Below are 24,665 nucleotides of genomic sequence, written 5' to 3'. Positions count from 1 at the left end.
GTACTTCCCTCCAACTGAGTGCTGCGACGGAAGGTCAGCCAGGTAGTACTTCCCTCCAACTGAGTGCTGCGACGGAAGGTCAGCCAGATAGTACTTGCCCCCAACTGAGTGCTGCGACGGAAGGTCAGCCAGGTAGTACTTGCCCCCAACTGAGTGCTGCGACGGAAGATCGGCCAAGTAGTACTTCCCTCCGACTGAATGCTGCGACGGAAGGTCGGCCAGATAGTACTTGCCCCCAACTGAGTGCTGCGACGGAAGATCGGCCAAGTAGTACTTCCCTCCGACTGAATGCTGGGACGGCAGGTCTGCAACATCCGTATTGCCCGAACCAAAAGCCGCTGCTCCAATGACACCTAAAGCTAATGCAGAAACCAGGATTAATTTTTTCATCGTCTCCTCCTTTGTTCATAAATAGTATAAAAAGAAGAATTTCCCCCACATTTATAATTTTAGCAATATTTTAAAAGTTTTTCCATTTCTAATTCTACTAAACTTGAAAACTTATCATTGCGCTGCATTTTAAAAATGGTCACAGCCTGCTCCAAATAGTCTTTCCCACGTTTTAAATCGCCAATTTTAATATAATTCATACCTGATTGATAATGTAGTTCGCCAAACAAATACATATTTTCTTCATGAATGCAATTGTCGATCCCTTTCTTGCTGTATATGAGTGATTCGGAATATTTTTCCGACTTGGAAAGTGCCTGCGACAGCCCATAAAGAATCCTCAGCCATATCCTTGAATCAAGGATATGCGGCAGGTTTGCCAAATTGGTCAGTGCCTCGCTGAAAACCTTTATCGCCGTCTCCAGGTTTTCAGAATCCTTTTCAATGATCGCAACACTTGTCAAAATTTCGATTTCCCGCTCTGTCAGCTCCTCTCTTGAAGGATTTGTAATCGAGACTGCTTCATTTAACAGTGCGAGCGAACGGGCTTTATCATGAAAAAGATAGTAAACGCAAATCCCTTCATGCCACAGGAGGAATTGCCTTAAGGAGGTATGTTTGAACAAAGGGTTTTCCTGTTCTTTTTTTATAATTTCATAAATTGCTTTATAATCCCTCTCCCTTTTATATTTTTTAATTAATTCCGTTACGGCAATCGCGTAGTTGAAGGTTCCGGTTGAGGCAATATCAAAGAAATAATTCAATTCTACATTTAGTTTAAGCGCTATTTGGTGCAACTGATCGATCGTTGGATATTTCTCTTCTTTCTCGAACGAAATAAGCTCTTCTTCTGAACAAATGCCCGAAGCCAACTCCAGTACAGTCATTCCTTTATAAATTCTTAATGATTCAAGAATCTCCCCAAACCTGTATCCAACCAGACCCATAATCTCACCTCGGTTTTTACTATTTTTCTATCTATTAATCCTATATTATCACAATCATTCAAAAGTTCAAAAATACGGAATATTCGTGACTATTTACAAAAATATTCCAGACCTACTTCAAGGGAAAATAAAAAGCCCCGAAGCATACTTCGAAGCTTTTGGCTATCAATCCTATTTAGCTTTCTTCCTTGTCGCAAAGAGAAAATAACCAACCCCAACAATTAACGCAATGAATGCGGCCGGAATGATATAAGGCCTTGCTACTTCCTTGATGCCTGCCCAATTTTCCCCTAGAATTAATCCAAGATATAAAAAGAAAATCGTCCATGGAATGACTGCGGCAACGGTGTACAGGGTAAACTTGACCAAGGACATGCGGGCGATTCCCGCCGGTATCGAAATGGCATGCCTCACAACAGGAATGAACCGTGCCGAAAAAATGACACCGACCCCATATTTTTTAAACCATTGTTCCGATAAATCGATGTGGTGCTTATTAATTAACAAGTATTTGCCGTACTTTTCAAGAAACGGCCTTCCACCGTATACCCCAATCCAATACAGGAAGAGCTGTGCTAATGTACCCCCGATTGTTCCGGCAATAACCGCTCCGGTAAATCCGATCGTGCCCCGGGAAATCATGTAACCTCCGTAACCGAGTACAATCTCGCTCGGAATCACTTCAATCATCAATCCAATCGCAATCCCCAGATAGCCAAGTCCAGATAGAAATTCCAAAACATTATATATGAAATCTTGCACTGTTAATTCCACTCCCAATTATGTATTTCCTGACCTGTTTTATTATAGTGGTTCAAGCTCAAAATTGTAAGTACTGTTGTTCAATTTTCGAATTGTCATTTGGAAAGCCCCTATATATTAGACATATCATTCATTTGTTTATCACGAAAATAATCTGAGTTTTCTGCATGAAAACAGGGTTTTCTTTTAATGCACTATCACTTTAGCATGGTAAAATTTTGGCTTTGACATGTTTACGTATTCTGCTGTATTATGTCAAATGTCATATAAAATTAAATATTTATCCTCATCAGCTCAAGGTGAGGTAGAGGTCGCAGGATTTATGAGTAGATTGAAAGAGAGCCAGAGTACTCAAAGACGTCAGTCGAAAGGAAATACTGCCGAAGCGCTGCAAAATCTCTGTTTGCAGTATGGCTGGGACTGTAGCCGAACAGGTGCAGGACTGTCATGGCCAAGCCATGATGAACTATCCGTTTCTGTCTGGTGTGGGTTTTACAAGACACGCCCCATTGGTGTGTTTTTTATTTTTTCCAGAACTCAGGATTTGTGATAGATCTCTGAAATTGAGCCGAAAGGATATAGAAGGGAGATTATTATTTTGAGTCAATCAAAAAAACTTGGTTTTTGGATATTAACTGCTCTTGTAGTTGGAAATATGGTAGGCTCGGGAATTTTCATGATTCCCCGTTCCCTTTCTGAGGCTGCAAGCCCGCTTGGAGTTATGCTTGCATGGGGACTGACAGGCTTTGGTGTATTAATGACAGTATTAGTTTTTGGCAACCTTGCTATAAGGAAACCAAATCTTAGCGGCGGTCCGCAAATATACGCAAAGGAACTATTCCGTCCGGGTTCCCATGCATCGACTCTATCCGGATTTATGGCATCATGGGGGTACTGGATTGGCAATCTGGCAGGGAATATAGCAATCATCACTACTTTTGCCGGCTACTTATCTACTTTCTTCCCGATCATGACCAGCCAGGCAGAATTGTTCACTATTGGTTCTGTTGTGATCAAGGTCGGAAATGCATTGAATTTCACAGTTTGTACCATTCTTTTGTGGGGAACGCACTTTATTATCCTCCGCGGGCTGGAGCAAGCCGGAAAATTGAACTTCGCTGCAACTGCGGCAAAGGTTGTTGGATTCCTGCTATTTATCATTGTCGGACTCTTTGCGTTCCAGACAAGCAACCTCCTGCCATTTGCTGCTCCTCGTCTCGATGAGGCAGGCAACTCCATCGGCCTGATGGGACAGGTCAACAATGCGGCTATTACAACACTATGGGCCTTTATTGGGGTAGAATCTGCTGTAGTATTCGCGTCAAGGGCAAAAAGGCAAGTGGATGTAAAGCGTGCCACTGTCCTAGGATTGTTCATTGCACTTGCAATATATGTAGGCATCAGCACTCTTGTAATGGGCATGCTTGACCAGAACACACTCATTAATTCAGAAAAACCGCTAATTGATGCGATTGAAACGATTCTTGGTCAGGTTGGCGGCAAACTTCTTGCCGCTCTCGGCTTGATAAGCTTGTTCGGATCTACAATCGGCTGGATCATGCTCAGTGCGGAAGTCCCGTATCAGGCAGCAAAGCAAGGCTTGTTCCTGCCATCGTTCATGAAGGAAAATAAAAAAGGGCTTGCTATATTCTCCCTGGTCGTAACAAACATGCTTGGACAGCTGTTTATTTTTTCAACCGTTTCTAATTCGATCGCAGACGCTTTTGACTTTGTCATTTATATTGCAACTTTGTCCTATTTAGTACCATATTTCATTGCATCGGTATTCCAAATAAAACTAGCCATAACCGGTGAAACCTATTCAAGCACGAAATCAAGGGTGATAGATGGCGTCATTGGAATTCTGTCTACTTTATACTCTGTATGGGTGATCATCGCTGGCACTGCCGATATTAAAACCTTTACGTTCGGCATGATCCTGCTGGCAAGCGGAATCTTCTTCTATGGAAGGGTAGCTAAAACACGCAAAACCAAAGAGTTAGTTCACCAAAAGGCAACAGCATAACATCATGCAGGAAAAGGAGGCTCCGGCCTCCTTTTTTTATCGTGTAACTTCTGCAGCCAGCGTGAAGCGGGATTTTATAGCCAATTGCGGCTAAATAAGGTCCTAAGACCGAGGTATAAAAGCGAGAATGTAAAAATGATGATGGCCAGTACAGCTACTATTTGGAAGAAAGGCATTAACCCGGAAATCATCTCAATGCCAGGAAGTCTATACAGCGCAAAACCCGCGAGTATGCACGCAAAAAATAAAATTACAGTTTCCAGCATATTTCATCCCTCCTTTTGCCCCATTTTATGTTAGCGCTTTTATTTTTGTATGGATGTTTGTCACCTATGCATATTGTAAAATTCACTTACTTCCCCAACAGTTTTTTGAACGCAAATTTTACAAAGCCCCTTTAAAATTTTTTCACTTTTCTAGCAACTATTTTGATGTTTAATTGGGTATTACCTATATTAATGGTAAATTCCATATTTACCGTGTTAATCCTAAATGAAGAATTGGTGGGGGAAAATATGAAACTTTTTAAATCCTGGATTCTCTCTGGCATGATCTTAAGTTTCTTTTTTGGCTCACAAACCCAGGCTGTTTCAGGGCTGACAGAAACGCTGACGGAAAATATAGCACAGGAAGTCAGCAAGAATCGGAATGAAAGACATGATATTTTTACTGTCTTGGCTTTCAATATACTGAAAAGCGTCAATGGAGATCCTTATCTGCTGCCTAGCCGCGTCGTCCAGAGCGACGAGCCCCATATCATAAAACTGGCAAAGGAAATCACTTCTGGAAAAATGTCAGACAAGGAAAAATCGATGGCGATTTATCATTGGGTTGCAACAAATATTAAATATGATACACGCACTTATTATAAAACGTATTACACTAAGGATTTTAAATTTAAAACAGCAGCTGAAACATTAGAGGCCGGTACAGCAATGTGCATGGGCTTTTCGCATCTGAATGCTGCCCTGCACAGGGCCATCGGCATTAAAGCAAAGGTAGTATACGGAGAAAGCCACGCCTGGAATGAAATCAAAATCGACGGCCGGTGGCAGGCCCAGGATGCCACAAGCGGATCAGGCTATCTTAATAACCGGACACAATCGTTTGTTCAGCAATTTGACCAAAGGTTCTTTTCATCTGCCGACCAGAGGAAAGAAGGAGAGTATTTGTGGTGATGACAATGGCGGAAGCAACTGCATTCAGAAATAACCGGAAAAATGGTCTATGACAAGGCTATGAAGGACAAACCCGAAGCATTTACGTTTTGCTGATTAAAACTCGCTCATTTCGAGAAGAATGTTTATATTGATCATGTCCTTATAAAATATAAACCCGGCAACAACAGGGTATATGAGCGTAGCGACAGTGCGCATAGGGGGGAAGCAAATGAACCGGCATTTATATATAAGATTTATCCGCTTGCCTCTTCTTCTTAGGACACTTTTAATTACACTTTCGCTCATCTTTATTTTTGGAGTCCTGGTCCATGTCATAGAACCTGAGAATTTCCCTACCGCATTCGACGGTGTTTGGTGGGCGATTATTACAGCCTCAACCGTCGGCTACGGTGACTTTGTCCCAACCTCCATCCCAGGGAGAATCACTGGCATCGTGCTGCTTTTTGTAGGTGCGGGGTTCCTGTCCTCATACTTCATCACTCTGTCCGCAACGGCCGCCACCAAGCAAAACGCTTTTGTCGAAGGTAAGATCCGATTCAAAGGCGACAATCACCTGATCATTGTCGGCTGGAATGAGCGTTCAAGAGGGATCATTAAATCCCTGGCCGACACCAGGCAGCCAGTGATATTAATCGATGAAACACTTGAATCGAATCCGGTCCGGTACCACCACATTCATTTCATTAAAGGGAAATCCCACAGAGACGAAATCCTGTTAAAAGCAAAAATCGGAAACGCCGAAACGGTGATCATTACCGCAGACCAGAATCTTGACGAGCTTCAGGCAGACATGAATACCATTCTCACTTTGTTGGCGATAAAAGGCCTGAACCCGGATGTCCGCTGCATTGCTGAGATATTGACAAATGAACAGGTAAACAACGCAAGGCGTGCAGGCGCGGATGAAATTATCCAAACAAACCTGTTAACGAGTGCCGTGATCATGAACACCGTTTCTTCAAATGGCATGGTCGACCCCCTTCTCGATTTGATGGGGAAGTTACAAGGCCAAAAGGTGACCTACCGGCCGGCTGGCAGTGTTTTTAGCGGGAAAATCTTTCGCGAAGCACACACAGCCCTCTTGTCTGAAGGAACAGTTTTAATCGGTATAAAAAAGGAAGGAGACACCGTTGTCAATCCTCCGCACGATTTAGTTGTGGAAGCAGAGGATCAGCTCCTCATCATTACCGGAAATTGAACTTCAGAGAAGCGCAGCCTCAAGTTCCTTGACAAGTGACCTGCCAATTTCAATGTTTTGTCCAGGAAACGTTCCATCCTTGTCCACCGGCTCAGCAAACTGGTTAAAGGCAGCTGAAAAACTGCCTGCATCTCCCTGATTATCAAGCCCGGGTTCATATACATGCGAGATAAGAAACGGCCTTTGCAATTCAACGGTGCAGCCATGTGAATCCAGCTGCCCATCAATTGCTTTAAATGGCAAACGCAAAAACAGGTAGCCCATTCTGTCATCAATCTCGTAATCAAAACTTCCGTGGTCATATTCCCAGTTCCCGCCGATTGAGTAACCAAGCGGCTTTAACAGTTGTTCAAGTTTGTACAAATCATAATGTTTTGCTTCAATTTTCGAGGGTATATCGATCATGATTTCCCGCCTTCCAAGTATTTTTATCCATAGTTTGGCCAAATTGCGCGCTTTAAATGAAGTAAAATGGAAGGCAGTAAAAAGGAGCACAGCAAACGCTGTACTCCTTTTTCACATTATTTCAGTCTTTTTTCAAGCTCTGCTTTTTTCTCTTCGAATCCTGGCTTTCCAAGAAGTGCGAACATGTTGACCTTATAAGCCTCGACTCCAGGCTGGTCAAATGGGTTCACTCCAAGAAGGTAGCCGCTCATCGCGCACGCTTTTTCAAAGAAATACACAAGGTAGCCGAAAGTGTACTCGTCAAGCTCCGGGATGGAAACCACAAGGTTCGGTACTCCGCCGTCTGTATGCGCAAGCAGCGTTCCTTCAAAAGCTTTATTGTTTACGAAATCAACCGTTTTACCTGCTAAATAGTTCAGGCCGTCAAGGTCATTTGCCGCCTGTTCGATCGTCAGCTCATGGCGGGGTTTGTGCACTAGAATGACCGTTTCAAACAAGTCCCGGCGGCCTTCTTGTACATACTGGCCGAGAGAATGCAGGTCAGTTGAGAAGTTTGCTGAAGATGGGTATATCCCCTTCTGGTCTTTTCCTTCGCTTTCACCAAACAGCTGCTTCCACCATTCTGAGAAATAAGTAAGGGACGGTTCATAGTTAATCAACATTTCAATCGTCTTTCCTTTATTATAAAGGACGTTGCGGACTGCCGCATATTGATATGCCGCATTCTCTTCCAGCTCAGACTTGCCGAAATCTTCCCTTGCCTGCGCAGCGCCTTTCATCATTGCTTCAATATTTGCTCCGCCAACAGCGATCGGCAGCAGGCCAACTGCAGTTAAAACTGAATACCGGCCGCCGACGTCATCAGGGATCACGAACGATTCATAGCCTTCTTCATCAGCAAGGGTTTTTAGAGCCCCGCGTGCTTTGTCAGTAGTTGCATAAATGCGTTTCCGAGCTTCTTCAACACCGTATTTTTCCTCAAGAAGCTTGCGGAAGATCCGGAATGCAATCGCTGGCTCTGTTGTTGTGCCAGATTTTGAGATAACATTGACGGAAAAATCTTTCCCCTCGAGAAGATCCATTACATCCCTCATATAAGAAGAGCTTATGTTGTTTCCGGCAAAAATAATTTGCGGTGTGCTGCGCTTCTCTTTAGGAAGAGCATTGTAAAAACTGTGGTTTAAAAATTCAATGGCAGCGCGCGCTCCTAAATAAGAACCGCCAATACCGATTACAACAAGGACATCTGAATCATTTTTAATTTTTTCAGCTGATTTTTGGATTCGTGAAAATTCTTCCCGGTCATATTCGGCAGGCAGGTCAATCCAGCCTAAAAAATCGCTGCCTGCACCAGTCTGTTCATGCAATGAATGGTGCGCTACCTTAACAAAATCTCTTAAGTATGTAACTTCATGTTCACCAAAGAAGTTCAACGCCTTTGAGTAATCAAAACGAATATGCGTCATGTCTGATCCTCCATTTTTGATCAAATTTATTTTGTGCCTGTCATGTTGCTATGTGCTTACAGATAAAACCGCTGTATTGCTGCTGCAAGTTCCGCAACTGCATTTAGACTTGCCTATTATTTAGTCTCTTATCACTTTAACTAAAGACACGACAAGAATCAAGGAACATCATAATATGTAAACGCAATCAATTATGAATTGTTTTCAACTTCAAATTTCGTGCACTACTCACTATAGTCAACGATCAATTTATCTTCAGCAGACATACCCGCATTTTTTCCACTAAAAAAACTGCCAGTGAAATAAGTTGCTTTCCATGGCAGTCGGACGATCATAGCGTTTCCACTTAGGTGGCGGCTTTAGACTACTGACTTTGCGTCCCACCCTTTCAGGTGGTTTGCTATTTTCATGAGATATTTTTATGTAAACAATTCCTTAAAAGAAATTTGATTACAGTACATAAAATACCCGGTAAAATTTCACATAAACATATAGGCCTTTAATTTGTTTTTACATTCATTCTTCGATATTCGACATAGTCCGATTCACAGGAAAATCAAAAAGTCATTAGGAATAAAAGGAAAATTAAATGCTGATTTTCCTACACAGAGCACAAAAAGGGCCCAGCATGTGCTGGACCTTTTTTCTGTTCGTTTTTATAAAGATCTTCGGTAAATTTCGAGAACATCTTCCTTGTTTAACTTTGCAAAATTGCCAAATTCCCCATTTACCATCGCTTTGTCGGCCATTTCATCAATTGTGCTCTCATCAATGTCGTAATCGGCAAGCCGGGATGGCGCGCCTATGCTATTCCAGAACTCGCGAAGCCTTTCAATTCCTTCAAACCCTGCTTCTTCATCTGACTTACCTTCAGGATCGACACCAAACACACGGACTGCCAGTATCTTAAAGCGCTCTGGTTTCACGTGAAGGTTATGCTTCATCCAGTTTGGGAACAGGATGGCCAGGCCCCCGCCATGTGGGATGTCATGTACGGCAGATACTGCGTGCTCGATATTATGGGTAGCCCAGTCGCCACGGTACCCCATTGACAGCATTCCGTTTAATGCCATTGTTCCGCAGTATAATATTGTTGCCCTGTAATCATAATTCTCAAGGTCCTCAAGAAGCTTTGGCGCTGTTTCCATCACAGTCAGCAACAGTGATTCACACATGCGGTCCTGAAGCTCTGTGTTTTCTGCCAGGTGGAAGTAATGTTCAAAAACATGTGACATCATATCGACAATACCGTAAATCGTCTGGTCTTTTGGAACGGTAAATGTATTCACCGGATCGAGAATTGAGAATTTAGGAAATGTTACCGGGCTTCCCCAGCCGTATTTTTCGTTCGTGTCCCAATTTGTGATAACAGAGCCGGCATTCATTTCAGAACCCGTCGCCGCAAGCGTCAGCACGGTGCCAAACGGCAGTGCCTCTTTGGCTGCTGCTTTTTTCGTGACAATGTCCCACACATCGCCTTCATACTTTGCACCAGCCGCAATTGCTTTCGTGCAGTCGATTACGCTGCCGCCGCCAACGGCCAGCAAAAAGTCAATGCCTTCTTCCTTGCAAATCTGCACTCCCTTATGGACAGTGGAGAGGCGTGGGTTAGGCTCGACTCCTGAGAGCTCAAACACTTCGGCATCAGTTTCGTTAAGCTCTTTCAGGACTGCGTCGTACAGGCCGTTTCTTTTAATGCTGCCGCCGCCATAGACTAAAAGGACCTTTTTTCCATATTGGGGAACTTCTTTTTTCAATTGTTCCAATTGTCCTTTGCCAAAGATCAATTTTGTTGGATTGTAGTATGTAAAATTATCCAAATCAGTCACCTTCCTTTTACATTTATTATGTTCGATTGTGCAGCCCATTGCAAAAATTTACCCTCACCGTGCCTAATCTGGGAACTTGGCCACGACCGGTTTTTATTTTGTGCATGAGCAAGTTGTTTCATGAAAAAACTCGAATTTTCCCATGAATAATTTTCACAAACGGGATTCAATCTATATAGTAGTTCAACATAAGGAGGTAACATCGCATGAGCACTATACAACGTCTGGCATTGGTCCTCACAATTATTGGGGCAATCAACTGGGGACTGGTAGGATTCTTCCAGTTCGATCTCGTTGCAGCTATTTTCGGCGGACAGGATTCAGCTGTCGCAAGAATGATTTACGGCTTGGTTGGAATCGCAGGATTAATCAACCTGGGCCTTCTGTTTGCTCCAAGTGAACAAGCTGAAAAACAGGCCCAGCCAAATCCATCGCGATAAACGATATGTATTGATCCGCCTTACGTTGACGGATTTTTGCACAAAATAGAGCCCTGCAGAAATTGCAGGGCTGTTCACTATTATGATAAAACTTTTTTAATGCGTCCGATCGCCCAATCAAGATCTTCTCCGCTTATCACGAGCGGAGGGGCGAAACGGATAACGGTATCATGTGTTTCTTTGCACAGCAGTCCTTCTTCTTTCAGGGCTTCACAATACTTGCGGGCCGGCTCATTCAGCTCCACTCCGATAAACAAGCCGCGGCCCCTGACTGTTTTAATTAATGGGTTATCGATTTCTTTCAGTTTGCTGATGAAGTATTCTCCAAGCTTTAACGAACGCTCTGCGAGTTTTTCTTCAACCAGCACATCAATGGAAGCGATGGACACGGCACACGCAAGCGGATTTCCTCCAAATGTAGAACCGTGTGAGCCTGGATTAAAAACTCCAAGAATTTCTTTGTTTGCAACAACACAGGAAATAGGGAACACACCGCCGCCCAGTGCTTTGCCAAGTATATATATATCCGGCTCAACGCCTTCCCATTCGCATGCAAACATTTTGCCGGTTCTGGCAAGCCCCGCTTGAATTTCATCAGCGATAAATAGGACATTGTTTTCGCGGCACAGCTCAAAGGCCTGTTTCATGAAGCCTTCCGGAGGTATGACAATTCCGGCTTCACCCTGGATCGGCTCGATCAAAAAGGCAGCGGTATTCGGAGTGATCGCTTGCTTCAATGCCTCCAGGTCACCATACGGGATCAACTTAATGCCAGGCAGCATCGGCCCAAAGCCACGCTTGTATTCTTCCTCGGAAGACAATGACACCGCTGTCATCGTGCGGCCATGGAAGTTCCCGGTGCATGCAATGATTTCAGCCTGGTTTTCCTCTACGCCTTTTACATCGTATGCCCACCGGCGCGCTGTTTTAACCGCTGTTTCAACTGCCTCTGCCCCAGTGTTCATTGGCAGCGCCATTTCTTTGTTCGTCAATTTGCAGATTTTCTCATACCATAGGCCAAGCTGGTCATTATGGAAAGCCCTTGATGTCAAAGTGACCCGGTCAGCCTGGTCTTTTAACGCCTGGATAATTTTTGGGTGCCGGTGGCCCTGGTTTACAGCCGAATAGGCACTCAGCATGTCCATGTACTTATTGCCTTCCGGATCCTCGACCCATGCACCTTCCGCCCTGGAAATCACGATTGGCAGCGGATGGTAATTGTTCGCTCCAAATTTCTCTGTTTGCTCAATCAGTGAATAAGTATTCGTTGTCATGTTGTTCCTCCGTTCCAATTGAAATTGGGTAGACACTGTTATTGTAACCTTTTAACAAGTCTGTTTGAACCCCCTCACAGCCTTAATAAAAATAAAAAAAACCGGATTTCTCCGGTTTTTTGTTATTTTTTCTGGATATCGGATTGGTCGATCCATTCCTGAAGCTTATCTTTTAATGTGTTGAAACCTTGTGCTGAGTCATCCTGCTGGATAGCTGCGGCAGGCTTTTTGCGCGGCTTTCTTGGTCTTGCCGGCACTTCCGGCGCCTCCTGGGTGGCGCGGATCGAGAGGCCGATTTTCCCAGCTGCTTCATCAACAGATAAGACCTTTACGCTTACTTCATCCCCCACTTTAAGGTGATCATTGATATCCTTCACATAACCGTGCGTGATTTCGGAAATATGCACAAGGCCCTGGGTATTTTCATCCAGTGCAACAAAGGCTCCGTACGGCTGGATTCCGGTCACCTTTCCTGTTAACACACTGCCTACTTCAATATTTTCTGACATGGAAACACTCCTAAATTCTTTTTATATTTTCTCCCTTTTATACGCAATAAAAAATTATATCACATCAAGGAGAAATATACAAAGTTACTTATGGCTCTATATTAAGGGTGTTTCCTCTGAATAGTTAATGTTAAACCAATTTAATTTCGTTCCTCAGTCTCTTCTTGAACTGTTATATAAGCAGGATAAACCACACTCTTGTTAAAACGTTCGGGTTTTTCGAAATTATTTAGTCTTAAAGTTTCCAGTTCATCAGCCACTGCCTTAGCCGTAAATGTTTCCGGGTGATTTTTTATTAACTGGGAGTACGCTTCCTTTACGTCATCATTTAATATATATTGTTCATTAAATAAAGATTTGGAAGGATGCCCAAGAACAAATACAGGATACAGGAAGGAGGAAACCTCCATTTCGATCAAGTCTTTAACCACTGGATCCCGGGATTGGAGAAAACTTTTTTCATAGCTGACCAAAAGTTCACCCAGGTCATTCCATGGAATAAGCAGTTGACCTTGACTTGAAAACAGGCGGGTGCTCTTCAAGTGGAAATAATTGTAAAGGTCGTCAGAAATAGTGGATTTTAGTTTTTCAGCAACTCCACGGTAATCGATGCGAGTAATTATTTTGCCATCCTCTGCGGCAAACAACACTCCATTTTCTCTTGCACCTTTTGCAAACATCCGCAATCTATCAGAGCCCAAGCCCAATCCCTCGCCGCTATTCAGTTTCTCAATCGTACTGTGCAGGTTTCCATTTTGTAAGATCTCCTGCAAATCGGATTCATAAATAACCCTATAAACTTCCTGATAAACGACTGAATAGGAGTCCAACTGTCCAATTAACTGATGGATACTACCGGAATCCAGATCTTGGGATTGTGAATTCATACTCTTTATCAGCGAGGAAGGTGTCACGAAAGACATACCGATCTCAGTTTTTAATTGACTCTTGATATTTGCCAACTCTGAAACTCCTACCCCTTCCTCTGAAGTAAGCAGCTTTTGTTTTTCATTAGTTATTAACTTTGGAAAATAAGATTCGATTACATTCCCATCAATCGATATCCCTAACGTTTTCTCCACTTGCTCATGCCTTTGTCGATAATAATCCTGCAGCTCTTTAAAAGCATTATCGATTTCCGCCTTACTTACTTCGATCTTACTCCTGCTTTCAACGGCGGGTGATTTACTTCCATTCTGGGATTGGGTGGGGGATTCGTTCTGCCCGATGGTTTGCATCAGAAATATGCCGGCGATCATGCCTATTCCGATAAAACTGGCGACATATGGGAAATCATAAAATGGCTTGGATCTATGCCTTTTTTCCTCTTTTTTAATTGCAGCGAGGATCCCTGCCCTGTCAGTGTCTGGACGCATGCTGTCATACGCTGTCTTTAAACTGGTCATCCGTTCTTCAAACAATGTATCATCCATGGTACTTACCCTCCCTCTTTTCTGCGTCTGCAAGCAGCTTTTTCAGATTTTCTTTGCCCCTTAACAGCCGTGTTTTTACATTGGCAAGGGAGATACTAAGAATCTCTGCGATATCTTCGTAGCGCTTTTCATGAAAATAAAAAAGTATGATAGGGACCTGGTATTTTTCATCGAGTTTTTGGATGCATTCATGCAGAACCCTGTCATCCTCCGAACGCAGTAGACTGTTCTCGACCAGCTGATCAGAGGACTCGGGTTCGTTCTTGAACCTCCACACCTTTTTCATATGCCTCCGGTTACTGCGGGCAAAGTCCCTGGTTACATTTAAGGTAAATTTATAAAGCCAGGTCGTGAATTTTGCCTGTGAAAACTGGCTCAAAAACCGGTAAACTCTTACAAAGACTTCCTGAGTGATATCGTCTATGTCATCATGGTGGTTGCCGAGCTGAAACGCAAATCTCCTGACGATCGGTGAATAAATGTCTATCAATTCACTGAAAGCCTGCATGCTTCCTTCCCGGGCCCGATAAATTAAATCTTCCTCGTTCATCCCTATCCCCCTTCAGTTTTTCTTTGTCGGTTTATTATTGTTTTCGTCCATGGAACGAAGCTTTTTATTTGATTGTTTCGTTTTTCTTGTAAAAAATTTTTCCTCGCAACTTTTCTCATTGACGCGTTCTAATGATGTAACGAAATGTTCATTAAATGACCGTCTATATAAAACATTCCATGGTATAATCAGTAATAAGACAATATTTTCCAAAAGGGGTGAAAAACCATGTCTGCAATTGGCCAAAATATTAAACTTTGCCGCGAGAGACTGAATTTGACTCAGGAAGAACTGGCTTTTAAAATGCGGGTTGGCCCTAACACTATAGAAAAATACGAGAGCGGCCAAAAAGTGCCTAATACACAAACCATTTTAAAATTTTCAACTGTACTTGATGTACCAGCTTCTGAACTCATGGAACAAGCATATCAGCCAAGAATTCTGCAATAGACTTCTACATTTTGCACTCTTAATTTCCTTAAAGGTCTGTGAACAGTCAATTATGAAGTCCTAAAATTAGCAGCCAACACGGTATGATTATTGGCCGCTACATTTAGGACTTTTTATTTGATACGTTTTATTCCTATGATAACGTGAAATAGGAAAATAAGATGTTACTTTTTTATTCCCACTGCCGGAGAAATCCTCACTGCCATTTCTGACGGAATTAAGGCTCCCAGCATTCCTGCAAAAGCTGGAATGAGAACGGGAAAGAGCAATAAACTTACATGCTCATAAGGAATGGAGTGATAAATAAGAATAATCATCAGAACAGATAACAACAAGCTTATAATCCCTGCCACCATTCCACATAGAAATCCTTCATAGAGAATTAGACTTCGGACTGTACCATTCCTCCATCCTAGTGCTTTCAATAAAGCTATCTCTGGTTTTCTTTCAACCACATTTTGCCACATTATCTCAGCAGTCGTCAGAATTGCAATGAGCAAGGAGATGGATACAGCAACATAATGTATCTCCCCGATTTCCACTGCAATATATTCACCTAGATAAGTTGCATAAAGCACGCCTTTAAGCCTGAGGGTGATAAATAGAAATAGGATGAGCAATGTAACAGACACTGCCAGTGTAAAGATGGAAAGCATTGTTCTATTCATCCGGCCTGCAAGGTATTGGAAAGCAAGGCTTAATATACTGTTGTTATAGAGGAGTCGTTTCATGTTTTGATTCGTCTCACCTGTTCGGATGGCCTCATACGGTTTAATTTTTAAGGCCATCCGAGCTGGAAGCCATCCCGCAATACAGTAAATGAGAAACCCGATTAATCCCGAAATAAACACCCCTATCACTGATATAGGTGCATCCATGGTTACCTTCGCGATGGCCTCGATTCCCCATATAATAACAGCAGTTAATGAGCCAAGGATGATTGATTCTAGAAGGATCATTTTTCTAACACTTTGCAGTTGCCAGCCAACCGCAAGCAATAGAGCGTATTGCTTGCGATAAGTCAGGTAGGAGATGAATCTAGTTGTAAACACATATACAATCGCAACCAGAAGGACTGCTGAAATAATGCCTGAATATCCGAGTTTTGTTTCTTTATAAATAGTAAAGGCCGCTCCTAGTTTTATCCAGGGTTGCTCAACCCAACCTAGAGCAGGCATACCTTTATTTTCGGGCACGTAGGTTAGTACGGATTGAGGTGAGGTGCCAAGTGTAATATCTGCTATCAATCCTGTTTGTTTTGTTATGTCATCCGCTATGGTTTCTAGTTTGTTTTGGGCATCTTCGTCCATACTGTCAACTCCCTTGATTTTTACTCGTATCGCAGAGATAGGCTTTTTACCTGTAATCTCGGAAATTAGGCCGGCAGCCTCAAGGGTAGTTAAAGCTGTAGGGGGTTGAAGTAAAAAATCTAATGGATTATTGGTACCTTTAAGATTTACTGGGGGATTAATTGGTTCTCCCTTAAAATCCAATACGAGTTTAGCACTTGTGGAACGATAGGTTTCCATTGGAAGCTCAGTAAGCGGATCTTTAGCCATACTTAATTTTTTCGGATCATAAGCCCCAATAATATCTAAATCTAATCTCACAAATTCAGGAATCTTATTTTTGTCATTACTTTTCGGAAAAAAAGCCATTGCTTCTCTAAATGCATACGTTCTTTCCTTTGCCCATGGAAGTGTGGTGTCGACTGGCTCCACTTTTAATGCACTTGGCCATTTATCAGGATATGGACTTTTAATGGTCTTATAAGATAAGGGACCAGCTTGAATATCTAAAACGGTACTCTTGTCAACATGTGAAGCCCCAAGGCGTCTATCTTTTTCACCTAGTAAATTATCGAATATGACACTATATGTTTTTCTGGATGAATATTCCCGAGTTTCAGTAATTTTAGAAGATATATTTTCTAAATAAGCCAGACCTCCTTTTTCCTTGATTCCGTCCATATAATTACCAAGCTTTTCACTCTCATCTGGAATTGAAAGGTCTAACTTTTCTAATTGATAGGTATAATTTGTATCTGCAAAAGGGTCAGAACTCAAAAGAATGGGGATTCTTAGATTATTTAAGTTTTTATCTAAAACATAGGGTTTATCTTCCGCTACAAAATATCTGCTGCTTCCATTATTTAATGTGGTTGCCCTGTCTAAGCCAACTAATTTGGCTTCCTCTATAGGGTCTACACCTACTAGCATGTTTCTGTTTGTTATCGTATGATTACCGTCCATTAATCCATGGATGTGCTCCATAGGGAGTCTTATTTTGATTTATGGTCTTGTTCCAAGGACCAGATACAAAATAATTTTCATGCAATGCCTGAATCCGGTTTCTAAAGCCATTTCTCACTACCTCTATATACTTAATTTTATAAATTCCCGTCTCATTTTTTGGTGGCGTGAAGGTTCCCATGCTTACACTTAGAGGCAAATATCCAATTACAGCAATTGGAGCAGCTACTTCAATGTCTGTAATATTTTTTATTTTTTCATATTGTTTCAGTGAAATGCCGCCATTTAACCCGCTAAGATAATTTGGATCCATAAGTCCACTTTTTTCTGGCAGGCTTTTTGTTCCCGGTGGCCGAACGACGATATGATAAGAAGCTTTCCAATTCTTTTCAAGCGTGTTTACTACCGTTCCTTTATTTGTCTCAGTCAACCCGACCAGGTAGCTTAATCCCGAACTAATGATTAGCACACCTATTAACACCAGGATAAAACGCTCCTTGTGGCGGCACCAATTCTTACAAATGATTTGGATCATACTATCGCCTCATCCAAAATTTCGCCATCACTTAATTCGATGACTTTATCTGACATCTGGGCAAGTGAGAGGTCATGGGTGACAAAGATTACACCGCAATTTTGTTCGCTATTTAAGCTGCGAAGCAGATTAAATATCTCAAAACTCGTTTTAGAATCTAAATTACCGGTGGGTTCATCGGCCAGTATCCATGTGGGTTTATTAATAAGTGCCCTGGCAATGGCAACACGTTGCTGCTGACCCCCAGACAGCTGTGAAGGGAATAAATCTAGTTTATCACCTAAACCCAGGTTCGAAAGTAGCTCTTTTGCCCTCTCATTTTTATCAAAATCAACTTTTCTTGATACAAGGGGAACCATGACATTTTCTTTGGCGGTTAATGTGGGTAACAGGTGAAATTGTTGAAATACAAAACCGATATTATTAAAGCGGAAGTCTGCCAGCTTCTTTTGATCAAGTTTCTGAACTTCGAGTTTATCAAATGAGACAATTCCGCTTGTCGGTTCTTCAAGGGTGCCAATAATACTTAATAACGTTGATTTTCCAGAGCCTGAAGGACCTACAATTGCCGCAAATTCTCCTTGATGCAAGGTTAAATTAATATTTTTAAGAACGGGAATCTCTGAAGCTTTATTTTTGAAAAGCTTAATACATTAGCTAACTCTAGATTGCTCAAACTATCACCCTTTCCTGTCTATCCGAACCAACTGTACCCAACACTTACAAAAAACCAAAAAGATACCGTTATTAATGAGCCATTACATGACCATTGTTATCAACTCCTATAATTAGGGGGCTATCCTGATTTCCTTAATACAACGTTACTAATTATTTAAATGTTACATAAAACATTTAAATAATTATCATAAACTCGTTTCATTCTTTTATATGTTTTTTATTCACTCTGTGGATTGCCGTAATTATTACATGTCAACCGAAACAGCGTTTTTACATCTTTTTCAAGCAAAAAAAATAAGAGCCTTAGCTCTTCGTGTCGCCCTCAAAACACATTTCACTGGTTAAGACAAAATATCTGAACATAAGCGCTATTTAGGGCTTGCTGAACGAATTACAAACCGATAATTCTTCATTCAGCCAAGCCTCCGAATAACACTCTGAAAAAATGGCAAAAAAGAACTCTGAGCTTTCGCTCTAGATTCAATATAAGGAATTGGACGGCGAACACTGTTTCGCTGGTGCCCTTAAGGCATGCACGAATAAGGCCCAGCCCATAACTGCGCTTGCCTTCCCCAAATTATCCCTCAACTGCGTTTCGTTCCGATGCATCACTTTTCGCAAACCCTTTTTGAACCGTATCATCCTCTTTTCATGGGCGTCCATGCTTCCGGCCGCTGAGACGGATACCCAGCCTCTTGCAATAGTTATATTAGCCGGGAATCCCATATCCGCAGGCGTTTTTTCTGCGACGGTCTGGTACAGTTCTTTCTCTTGTTCGGGTGTAAGTTACGGCGGCCTTCCAGGAAAATGTTTCGTCTTGAAACCTTCCAAACCGGAAGCACAACTAAGCCTTAACATAATCCCCAATCGTACCGTTGTCGCGGTTAAGAATCTTGGAAATGTTCAATTGGGTTTCTCCGGAAAGAAGCAAATAAATGCATTGATACCGCTCGAAAAGGCGCTTATCCTTTGTTTCTTTCATAGCTTTCTTTACTCTTCAATTCGAACGGCTGTATTTTCAAAGGTTATTCGCTTAGGCTTTTTAATTACTCCTCTCCAAATTAAATCTTTTAAAGAGTAATTAAACATTTACCATGAAAATTCCTTTTTTTGGGAGTGTTTTTTACCGAGTATATAGTTACGAGTGTTTATTATTGGAATTATTTGATAAACGTTTATACACTAAAAAAGATGAATACTTTTGTCATCAGAATAAAAATTATTGTGAAGTTTAGAAAAGACTAAAAGAGAGAGGGTTACCCCTCTCTGCTATCTTGGTTCATTTTTTATCAATAGAGTGAACGGGCAGTTAGTCATCTTTAAAATGCAGCAATCATCGGCAGTAAGATCCTGGACTGGTTTCGCTCCCTTACCTCACAGTATCTTATTTTTTTTTATATATGCATATATGATTGTCGATAATCCTATTACTCCTATCAAAACATACAATATATTCTCGGCATATTCTCGGCTGCCGAGTACACAATTTCTCTGTATCTTAAAATTCCTATGGCAATCAAAAAAGATAAAACTAGGAAAAAACCAATCCATTCAACAGTTTTATTTCTCATAAGAAGTCTCCTCGCTGTAAGTTTTGTTCACTTCACCGTTTCCTTAATAGATTCACCTCCCATTTACAGTATGGTGGGAAATCTAAGGTGTAATTTATTTAGATAATTAAAGTTGCATAAAGTATAATGATATTCAAATTATCTAACAATTAATTTGTATCTTTATCATATTAAATGTGGATTAATTTAACAATAAATTTCTAAAATTTACCTGATTCCATGTTTTTGAAATACACAAGATAAATGCTAAAACAAAATCCTTTCAATAATAGAAGTGAATTATTTTTCCAAAAAAAATAGCAGCTGAACCACCGCTGTAATTAAAAAATTATCAGATCATCTGTATAAACAACGGGGAAACTGGTTAACCTTAAACCATAAGGCTTTCTAGTATTCCCCCCTTTTTGAAGCGGACAACCGGATTCGGTAGTCCCTTTTTTTTTTGCGTTCTAACCAAATGTCCAGTCTGCCTCTTTTAATGCCTTGCCATGAAACGGCTGACCCGGCTTATTGCTTCCTGAAGCTGTTCGAGTGACGATGCATATGAACAGCGGACAAAGCCTTCACCGCTTTCTCCGAAAACACTCCCCGGAACTACGGCTACTTTTTCCTCCATCAAGAGGTTCTCAGCAAATTGCTCAGATGTCATTCCCGTCCTTTGGATGGAAGGAAAAACATAAAAAGCTCCTCCTGGAAGATGGCATTCCAGCCCCAGCTCATTCAGGGACCTGACCATATAATTGCGCCTTCGTCTATAGCTTTTCCTCATTTCTTCCACATCCGCCCACCCAGTCTGTAATGCTTCAAGTGCGGCATATTGGGCCATTGTCGGAGCGCACATCATCGCATACTGGTGGATTTTCAGCATGGCCTGGGCAATTTCTTCCGGAGCGCATACATAACCGAGCCGCCAGCCCGTCATCGCAAATCCCTTTGAAAAACCGGAGACCAATATTGTCCGTTCTCTCATTCCTTCTAAGGCTGCCATGCTGGAGTATTGCTCATCATAGACGAGCTCTGCATAAATTTCATCTGAAATGACGAGCAGGTCATGCTCCCTGGCAATGCGGGCTATTTCCAACAATTCTCCCCTGTTTAATAACGTTCCCGTCGGATTATTGGGGGAACAAAGCAGGATGGCCTTTGTTTTTTCAGTAATTGCCTCTTTCAATTGGTGCGGCAATATCTTAAATTCATTTTCCTTTAAGGCTTGGACATGGACAGGCTTTCCGCCGGCCAGTGTTACAAGCGGGCTGTACGACACAAAGCAGGGCTCGGGAATGATGATTTCATCTCCACTGTCCACAATCGCGCGCAGGGCAATGTCGATCGCCTGGCTCGCCCCGACAGTAACGATAATTTCCGACTCTGCACGGTAAGATACAAAAAAATGGGTTGACAGATAGTCTGCAATTTCCTGTCGGAGCTCCATCAGCCCTGCATTGGCTGTGTAAGAAGTATATCCAGATTCAAGGGACATGATGGCCGCTTCCCTGACAGCCCACGGTGTCACAAAGTCAGGCTCCCCGACCCCCAGTGAAATGACACCTTCCATGCTTGAAGCAAGGTCGAAGAAACGCCTGATCCCGGATGGCTTTAACTGTTCAACCGATTGAGACAAATAGCTCTTCGTCACTTTCATTACGGCGACACCAAGATCCGTTTGTCTTCTTCGCCAGGCTCGAAAATCGTCCCGTCATGCTTATATTTTTTCAGGATAAAATGAGTTGTTGTCGAAATTACCGATTCAAGGGTCGATAGTTTTTCAGACACAAACCGGGCCACCTCGTTCATGGAACGGCCTTCGATAATGACTGATAAATCATAGGCACCGGACATTAAGTACACCGATTTTACCTCCGGGAACCGGTAAATCCTGCGGGCTACTTCATCGAATCCGACTCCGCGCTTCGGTGTGACTTTCACATCAATCATCGCAGTGACACCTTCATGCCCATCGATTTTGGACCAGTCGATTACTGCGGGATACCTGACCACAATTTTTAATTCTTCAAGCTTTTTAATCGCCGCTTCTGCTTCCTCTTCCGTCAGTCCAGCCATGCTGGCCAAATCTTCAATTGAAACCCGGGCATTTTTTTCAAGTATTTCCACTACTTCAAGTTCCTTACCAGTGAGCCTCATAAAATTCCCTCTCCTTGACCTCATAAAATATTTCCATTATAACAGAAGAATCTGACAAATTATATGTTCCAATCTTATTATTTTCTACATTTTTTCGATGTGTGATTTTGAAAACAGGGAAATAGAGAAGACATAGACCATTATTGATAGCTGCAAGGATTTATCGGGCAATACGGGGTACAATGATATACATAGTTTCATTTAGGGAGTGAAGGTCTTGATCGAAACTGATTCTTTTGCCGCATATACTACCGTCAAGGGCATTGATTTATATTATGAACATTATCCGCATGATTCATCGAACGAAACAGTGGTGCTGCTGCACGGTTTCCTTTCCTCATCCTTCAGCTTCAGGCACCTCATTCCTTTGCTGCGCAAAGACTTCACCGTCATCTCGGTGGACTTGCCTCCGTTTGGCAAAAGCGGTAAATCCTCGAAATTCAAATATTCATATAAAAACTTGGCGGGAACGGTTGTGGAGCTTTTGAAGACACTGGGAATTGCCAATTTTCATATCATCGGCCATTCAATGGGAGGGCAAATTTCATTGAACCTTCTTTATCATTTTCCTGATGTCGCACAAAAGGCCGTTTTGCTGTGCAGCTCGGGGTATTTAAAAAGGTCCGGACTGCCGCTTATTATCTCGAGTTACCTTCCATACTTCTATTTATATGTAAAGTTTTATTTGGCGAAATCAGGGGTAAAGCAAAACCTGAAACAAGTTGTGTACGACCATTCGATGATCAATGACGAAATGCTGTATGGCTACCTTACCCCGTTTCTGGAGGACGATATTTTTAAAGCGCTGACCAACATGATCCGCCATAGGGAGGCAGATTTAAACTCCGAAGCTTTAAAAACAATTAAAACCCCCTGCCTTCTCATCTGGGGGGAACATGATAAAGTGGTACCGCTTCATATAGGCAGACGGCTCAAAAATGATTTGCAGAACGCTGATTTAGTTGTCCTGAAGGAAACAGGCCATTTGGTTCCGGAGGAAAAACCAAACGAAGTTTACCAATATATCAAAAATTTTGTATTGGAAGCACCTTCAGTTGAAGGAAACGGCAGCCAGTGATGGCCGCCGTTTATGTCTTTATAACGCGCAGGAATCTTGTTCTTCTTTCATTTGGAGCAATTTTATTGCCATGGCCAGGCATTTTGCGAACGGGATTATTTTTTCAAAAGAAAATTCATAAATCGCCTGGAGCCTTGATGCGAGTTCCTCCGGCCGTGATAAATCATGGACGGCCTGGACGCTGTCAGCCACTTCGGGATCGTAACTTCCTTCCCCCACCCCAAATGGATCCCACTCGTTCAATGCAATGGCCAGCCTGATGTTCAATTGTTGTCTGTCCATATATATCACCTAATATTGTTCATATTTTAGAATTTATTTTATCATAAATATAAGCAGATTAACTTATTCGAATAAAGGCGGTGGCATGATGGAAAAAATTGATTTTCATAAGGCGGTCAGCCGGGTAAATACAGCATCTGTGAAATGGGAGATGACAAGGGAGCTGTTCGGCTCCCGGGATGTGCTGCCAATGTGGGTCGCGGACATGGATTTCCTGCCTCCGCAGGCAGTGAAAGAAGCAATCTCAAGCCGGATGGAACATGGGATCTATGGCTATACATTTGTGCCCCCGTCTGTCGCAAAAGCTGTCCAGGCTTGGCTTGCGAGCAGGCATGGATGGGATGTCCGCAGCTCATGGCTTCTTTACAGCCCTGGCGTCGTACCTTCCATCAGTACCGCCATACTTGCCTACACAAACCCGGGAGACAAGGTCCTTCTTCAATCCCCTGTTTATACACCTTTCTTTAATATGATCGAAAAGAATGGCCGGGTGGTTGTTAATTCTCAGCTAAAGCTTGAAAACGGCAGGTATGTGGTTGACTTTGAAGATTTTGAACAAAAATTGCGTCAAGGCGTTAAATTATTCCTGCTTTGCAATCCTCATAATCCCGGAGGCGCTGTCTGGACAATAGAGGAACTCACCAAAATCGGCGAGCTTTGCCTGAAGTACGGCTGCCTCATTCTGTCGGATGAGATCCACTCGGACCTGATATTTAAACCGCATCGCCATGTGCCGATTGCTTCGATTAAGGAAGAATTCAAGAACATTACGATTACCTGTATTGCCCCCAGTAAAACCTTTAACCTTGCCGGCCTTCAGGCTTCAGCTGTCATCATCCCTGACAGCACTCTTCATGCTGCTTTTAAAGCCCAGCAGCAGAAACAGGGGATATTCACACTGAATACTTTCGGTATTGTCGGAATGGAGGCCGCTTATCTTTATGGGGAGGACTGGCTCGACCAGCTTCTGGATTATCTTCAGCAGAATGTTGCGATTGCTGATCACTTCATACGGGAAAAGCTTCCAGGCATTGAGCCGATGGTGCCAGAGGGAACATACTTGCTATGGCTGGACTGCCGAAAGCTGGGACTAACGGATGAAGAAATAAAAGAACGCCTGCTTAAAAAAGGAAAGCTTGCACTCGAGCCTGGACCAAAATACGGCCCTGGCGGAGAAGGATTTGTACGGATGAACCTCGGCTGCCCGCAGGAGACTTTATTAGAAGGGCTTGAGCGGTTAAAAAAAGCATTTTCATGACAAAAGTAG

General features: G+C 42.4%; 24 protein-coding genes, 2 pseudogenes and 2 riboswitches. Of the genes and pseudogenes, 7 read left to right on the top strand and 19 right to left on the bottom strand.

The genetic code is table 11. The features are described from left to right. The 3 genes from CVD19_RS20710 to CVD19_RS20700 all read right to left on the bottom strand — a co-directional run. On the bottom strand, nucleotides 1–390 hold a 390-nt coding region (locus tag CVD19_RS20710; protein ID WP_219620110.1), incomplete at its 3' end, for a hypothetical protein. A 59-nt stretch (nucleotides 391–449) separates the two neighbouring features. After that, nucleotides 450–1,337: a helix-turn-helix domain-containing protein gene (locus CVD19_RS20705; RefSeq protein ID WP_101585081.1), complete on the bottom strand. Its 888-nt coding sequence runs from the start codon at nucleotides 1,335–1,337 to the stop codon at nucleotides 450–452. 171 nt (nucleotides 1,338–1,508) lie between these two features. Next, complete coding sequence (locus CVD19_RS20700) at nucleotides 1,509–2,099, bottom strand: DedA family protein (RefSeq protein WP_101585093.1); 591 nt, start codon at nucleotides 2,097–2,099, stop codon at nucleotides 1,509–1,511. A 297-nt stretch (nucleotides 2,100–2,396) separates the two neighbouring features. After that, a riboswitch (Lysine riboswitch) is annotated at nucleotides 2,397–2,576 on the top strand. 121 nt (nucleotides 2,577–2,697) lie between these two features. Here CVD19_RS20700 and CVD19_RS20695 point away from each other — a divergent pair. After that, on the top strand, nucleotides 2,698–4,125 hold the full coding sequence (locus CVD19_RS20695) for an amino acid permease (RefSeq protein WP_101585080.1): 1,428 nt from the start codon (nucleotides 2,698–2,700) through the stop codon (nucleotides 4,123–4,125). Nucleotides 4,126–4,199: 74 nt separating this feature from the next. Here CVD19_RS20695 and CVD19_RS20690 read toward each other — a convergent pair whose 3' ends face one another. Beyond that, on the bottom strand, nucleotides 4,200–4,391 hold the full coding sequence (locus CVD19_RS20690) for a hypothetical protein (RefSeq protein ID WP_101585079.1): 192 nt from the start codon (nucleotides 4,389–4,391) through the stop codon (nucleotides 4,200–4,202). 249 nt (nucleotides 4,392–4,640) lie between these two features. Between CVD19_RS20690 and CVD19_RS20685 the strand changes: the two genes are divergently transcribed. After that, entirely contained in the window at nucleotides 4,641–5,303 is a 663-nt protein-coding gene (locus CVD19_RS20685; protein ID WP_180953722.1) for a transglutaminase-like domain-containing protein, read from the top strand. A gap of 211 nt (nucleotides 5,304–5,514) precedes the next feature. Beyond that, a complete protein-coding gene (locus CVD19_RS20680) occupies nucleotides 5,515–6,504 on the top strand; it encodes a potassium channel family protein (RefSeq protein ID WP_101585077.1) in 990 nt (329 codons plus the stop codon). Between the two features lie 3 nt (nucleotides 6,505–6,507). On the opposite strand, the gene CVD19_RS20675 is transcribed toward CVD19_RS20680, so the two are convergent. From CVD19_RS20675 to CVD19_RS20665, 3 genes are all read right to left on the bottom strand, one after another. Then, the gene (locus CVD19_RS20675; protein WP_101585092.1) at nucleotides 6,508–6,909 is read right to left on the bottom strand and encodes a YugN-like family protein; all 402 of its coding nucleotides are present in this window, start codon (nucleotides 6,907–6,909) and stop codon (nucleotides 6,508–6,510) included. Nucleotides 6,910–7,025: 116 nt separating this feature from the next. Next, nucleotides 7,026–8,375, bottom strand: coding sequence for a glucose-6-phosphate isomerase (locus CVD19_RS20670; protein ID WP_101585076.1), 1,350 nt, complete (start codon nucleotides 8,373–8,375; stop codon nucleotides 7,026–7,028). 315 nt (nucleotides 8,376–8,690) lie between these two features. Next, nucleotides 8,691–8,787, bottom strand: a riboswitch (cyclic di-GMP riboswitch). Between the two features lie 244 nt (nucleotides 8,788–9,031). Beyond that, nucleotides 9,032–10,195, bottom strand: a complete 1,164-nt coding sequence (locus CVD19_RS20665; RefSeq protein ID WP_101585091.1) for an iron-containing alcohol dehydrogenase — start codon at nucleotides 10,193–10,195, stop codon at nucleotides 9,032–9,034. A 215-nt stretch (nucleotides 10,196–10,410) separates the two neighbouring features. Here CVD19_RS20665 and CVD19_RS20660 point away from each other — a divergent pair, with 215 nt between their 5' ends. Further along, a complete protein-coding gene (locus CVD19_RS20660; RefSeq protein WP_101585075.1) occupies nucleotides 10,411–10,644 on the top strand; it encodes a DUF378 domain-containing protein in 234 nt (77 codons plus the stop codon). Between the two features lie 80 nt (nucleotides 10,645–10,724). Here the strand turns inward: CVD19_RS20660 and CVD19_RS20655 are convergent, their stop codons facing one another. From CVD19_RS20655 to CVD19_RS20640, 4 genes are all read right to left on the bottom strand, one after another. Then, nucleotides 10,725–11,918 (bottom strand): ornithine--oxo-acid transaminase, encoded by a 1,194-nt coding sequence (locus CVD19_RS20655; protein WP_101585074.1) that lies wholly within the window; start codon nucleotides 11,916–11,918, stop codon nucleotides 10,725–10,727. A gap of 122 nt (nucleotides 11,919–12,040) precedes the next feature. Beyond that, nucleotides 12,041–12,427, bottom strand: a complete 387-nt coding sequence (yugI, locus tag CVD19_RS20650; RefSeq protein ID WP_101585073.1) for a S1 domain-containing post-transcriptional regulator GSP13 — start codon at nucleotides 12,425–12,427, stop codon at nucleotides 12,041–12,043. A 140-nt stretch (nucleotides 12,428–12,567) separates the two neighbouring features. Further along, nucleotides 12,568–13,860, bottom strand: a complete 1,293-nt coding sequence (locus CVD19_RS20645) for a hypothetical protein (RefSeq protein ID WP_101585072.1) — start codon at nucleotides 13,858–13,860, stop codon at nucleotides 12,568–12,570. Next, a complete protein-coding gene (locus CVD19_RS20640) occupies nucleotides 13,853–14,410 on the bottom strand; it encodes an RNA polymerase sigma factor (protein ID WP_101585071.1) in 558 nt (185 codons plus the stop codon). The genes CVD19_RS20645 and CVD19_RS20640 overlap by 8 nt, the downstream gene beginning before the upstream one ends. A gap of 228 nt (nucleotides 14,411–14,638) precedes the next feature. On the opposite strand from CVD19_RS20640, the pseudogene CVD19_RS20635 reads away from it, so the two are divergent. After that, a pseudogene (locus tag CVD19_RS20635) lies at nucleotides 14,639–14,836 on the top strand (helix-turn-helix domain-containing protein); the annotation flags it as partial. Nucleotides 14,837–15,024: 188 nt separating this feature from the next. Here the strand turns inward: CVD19_RS20635 and CVD19_RS20630 are convergent. From CVD19_RS20630 to CVD19_RS20600, 7 genes and pseudogenes are all read right to left on the bottom strand, one after another. After that, nucleotides 15,025–17,112 carry an ABC transporter permease gene (locus CVD19_RS20630; RefSeq protein ID WP_219620109.1) on the bottom strand — a complete coding sequence of 696 codons (2,088 nt, stop codon included), beginning with the start codon at nucleotides 17,110–17,112 and terminating at the stop codon, nucleotides 15,025–15,027. Next, nucleotides 17,102–17,647: a hypothetical protein gene (locus tag CVD19_RS20625; RefSeq protein WP_101585068.1), complete on the bottom strand. Its 546-nt coding sequence runs from the start codon at nucleotides 17,645–17,647 to the stop codon at nucleotides 17,102–17,104. The genes CVD19_RS20630 and CVD19_RS20625 overlap by 11 nt, the downstream gene beginning before the upstream one ends. Then, nucleotides 17,644–18,267: an ABC transporter ATP-binding protein gene (locus tag CVD19_RS20620; RefSeq protein ID WP_308314888.1), complete on the bottom strand. Its 624-nt coding sequence runs from the start codon at nucleotides 18,265–18,267 to the stop codon at nucleotides 17,644–17,646. Before CVD19_RS20620 ends, CVD19_RS20625 begins: the two co-directional genes overlap by 4 nt. Nucleotides 18,268–18,734: 467 nt before the next feature. Further along, nucleotides 18,735–19,028 (bottom strand): annotated as a pseudogene (locus CVD19_RS20615) (transposase); the annotation flags it as partial. A 141-nt stretch (nucleotides 19,029–19,169) separates the two neighbouring features. Beyond that, nucleotides 19,170–19,307, bottom strand: coding sequence for a hypothetical protein (locus CVD19_RS24995; protein WP_180953721.1), 138 nt, complete (start codon nucleotides 19,305–19,307; stop codon nucleotides 19,170–19,172). A 1,064-nt stretch (nucleotides 19,308–20,371) separates the two neighbouring features. Further along, the gene (locus CVD19_RS20605; protein ID WP_101585065.1) at nucleotides 20,372–21,538 is read right to left on the bottom strand and encodes an aminotransferase; all 1,167 of its coding nucleotides are present in this window, start codon (nucleotides 21,536–21,538) and stop codon (nucleotides 20,372–20,374) included. Next, nucleotides 21,538–22,038 carry an Lrp/AsnC family transcriptional regulator gene (locus CVD19_RS20600; protein ID WP_101585064.1) on the bottom strand — a complete coding sequence of 167 codons (501 nt, stop codon included), beginning with the start codon at nucleotides 22,036–22,038 and terminating at the stop codon, nucleotides 21,538–21,540. Before CVD19_RS20600 ends, CVD19_RS20605 begins: the two co-directional genes overlap by 1 nt. A 220-nt stretch (nucleotides 22,039–22,258) precedes the next feature. On the opposite strand from CVD19_RS20600, the gene CVD19_RS20595 reads away from it, so the two are divergent. Then, nucleotides 22,259–23,116, top strand: a complete 858-nt coding sequence (locus tag CVD19_RS20595; RefSeq protein WP_101585090.1) for an alpha/beta fold hydrolase — start codon at nucleotides 22,259–22,261, stop codon at nucleotides 23,114–23,116. Between the two features lie 18 nt (nucleotides 23,117–23,134). Here the strand turns inward: CVD19_RS20595 and CVD19_RS20590 are convergent, their stop codons facing one another. Continuing rightward, nucleotides 23,135–23,398 (bottom strand): DUF1871 family protein, encoded by a 264-nt coding sequence (locus CVD19_RS20590; protein ID WP_101585063.1) that lies wholly within the window; start codon nucleotides 23,396–23,398, stop codon nucleotides 23,135–23,137. A gap of 88 nt (nucleotides 23,399–23,486) precedes the next feature. On the opposite strand from CVD19_RS20590, the gene CVD19_RS20585 reads away from it, so the two are divergent. After that, nucleotides 23,487–24,656, top strand: coding sequence for a MalY/PatB family protein (locus CVD19_RS20585; RefSeq protein WP_101585062.1), 1,170 nt, complete (start codon nucleotides 23,487–23,489; stop codon nucleotides 24,654–24,656). Nucleotides 24,657–24,665: the final 9 nt, after the last annotated feature.

The sequence above is a fragment of the Bacillus sp. T33-2 genome (assembly GCF_002860205.1).
Classification (GTDB): domain Bacteria; phylum Bacillota; class Bacilli; order Bacillales; family Cytobacillaceae; genus T33-2.
The sequence above is the reverse complement of the archived record's forward strand: the minus strand, read 5'-3'. Positions and strand labels throughout refer to the sequence as shown.

What these genes read in the sequence shown, in the direction of transcription:
- CVD19_RS20685 (WP_180953722.1), top strand. Translation starts at nt 4,641, where the DNA reads ATGAAACTTTTTAAATCCTGGATTCTCTCTGGCATGATCTTAAGTTTC.
- CVD19_RS20630 (WP_219620109.1), bottom strand. Translation starts at nt 17,112, where the DNA reads ATGGACGGTAATCATACGATAACAAACAGAAACATGCTAGTAGGTGTA.
- CVD19_RS20640 (WP_101585071.1), bottom strand. Translation starts at nt 14,410, where the DNA reads ATGAACGAGGAAGATTTAATTTATCGGGCCCGGGAAGGAAGCATGCAG.
- CVD19_RS20705 (WP_101585081.1), bottom strand. Translation starts at nt 1,337, where the DNA reads ATGGGTCTGGTTGGATACAGGTTTGGGGAGATTCTTGAATCATTAAGA.
- CVD19_RS20680 (WP_101585077.1), top strand. Translation starts at nt 5,515, where the DNA reads ATGAACCGGCATTTATATATAAGATTTATCCGCTTGCCTCTTCTTCTT.
- CVD19_RS20655 (WP_101585074.1), bottom strand. Translation starts at nt 11,918, where the DNA reads ATGACAACGAATACTTATTCACTGATTGAGCAAACAGAGAAATTTGGA.
- CVD19_RS24995 (WP_180953721.1), bottom strand. Translation starts at nt 19,307, where the DNA reads ATGAAAGAAACAAAGGATAAGCGCCTTTTCGAGCGGTATCAATGCATT.
- CVD19_RS20605 (WP_101585065.1), bottom strand. Translation starts at nt 21,538, where the DNA reads ATGAAAGTGACGAAGAGCTATTTGTCTCAATCGGTTGAACAGTTAAAG.
- yugI (WP_101585073.1), bottom strand. Translation starts at nt 12,427, where the DNA reads ATGTCAGAAAATATTGAAGTAGGCAGTGTGTTAACAGGAAAGGTGACC.
- CVD19_RS20675 (WP_101585092.1), bottom strand. Translation starts at nt 6,909, where the DNA reads ATGATCGATATACCCTCGAAAATTGAAGCAAAACATTATGATTTGTAC.
- CVD19_RS20585 (WP_101585062.1), top strand. Translation starts at nt 23,487, where the DNA reads ATGGAAAAAATTGATTTTCATAAGGCGGTCAGCCGGGTAAATACAGCA.
- CVD19_RS20660 (WP_101585075.1), top strand. Translation starts at nt 10,411, where the DNA reads ATGAGCACTATACAACGTCTGGCATTGGTCCTCACAATTATTGGGGCA.
- CVD19_RS20590 (WP_101585063.1), bottom strand. Translation starts at nt 23,398, where the DNA reads ATGGACAGACAACAATTGAACATCAGGCTGGCCATTGCATTGAACGAG.
- CVD19_RS20670 (WP_101585076.1), bottom strand. Translation starts at nt 8,375, where the DNA reads ATGACGCATATTCGTTTTGATTACTCAAAGGCGTTGAACTTCTTTGGT.
- CVD19_RS20625 (WP_101585068.1), bottom strand. Translation starts at nt 17,647, where the DNA reads ATGATCCAAATCATTTGTAAGAATTGGTGCCGCCACAAGGAGCGTTTT.
- CVD19_RS20645 (WP_101585072.1), bottom strand. Translation starts at nt 13,860, where the DNA reads ATGGATGATACATTGTTTGAAGAACGGATGACCAGTTTAAAGACAGCG.
- CVD19_RS20600 (WP_101585064.1), bottom strand. Translation starts at nt 22,038, where the DNA reads ATGAGGCTCACTGGTAAGGAACTTGAAGTAGTGGAAATACTTGAAAAA.
- CVD19_RS20690 (WP_101585079.1), bottom strand. Translation starts at nt 4,391, where the DNA reads ATGCTGGAAACTGTAATTTTATTTTTTGCGTGCATACTCGCGGGTTTT.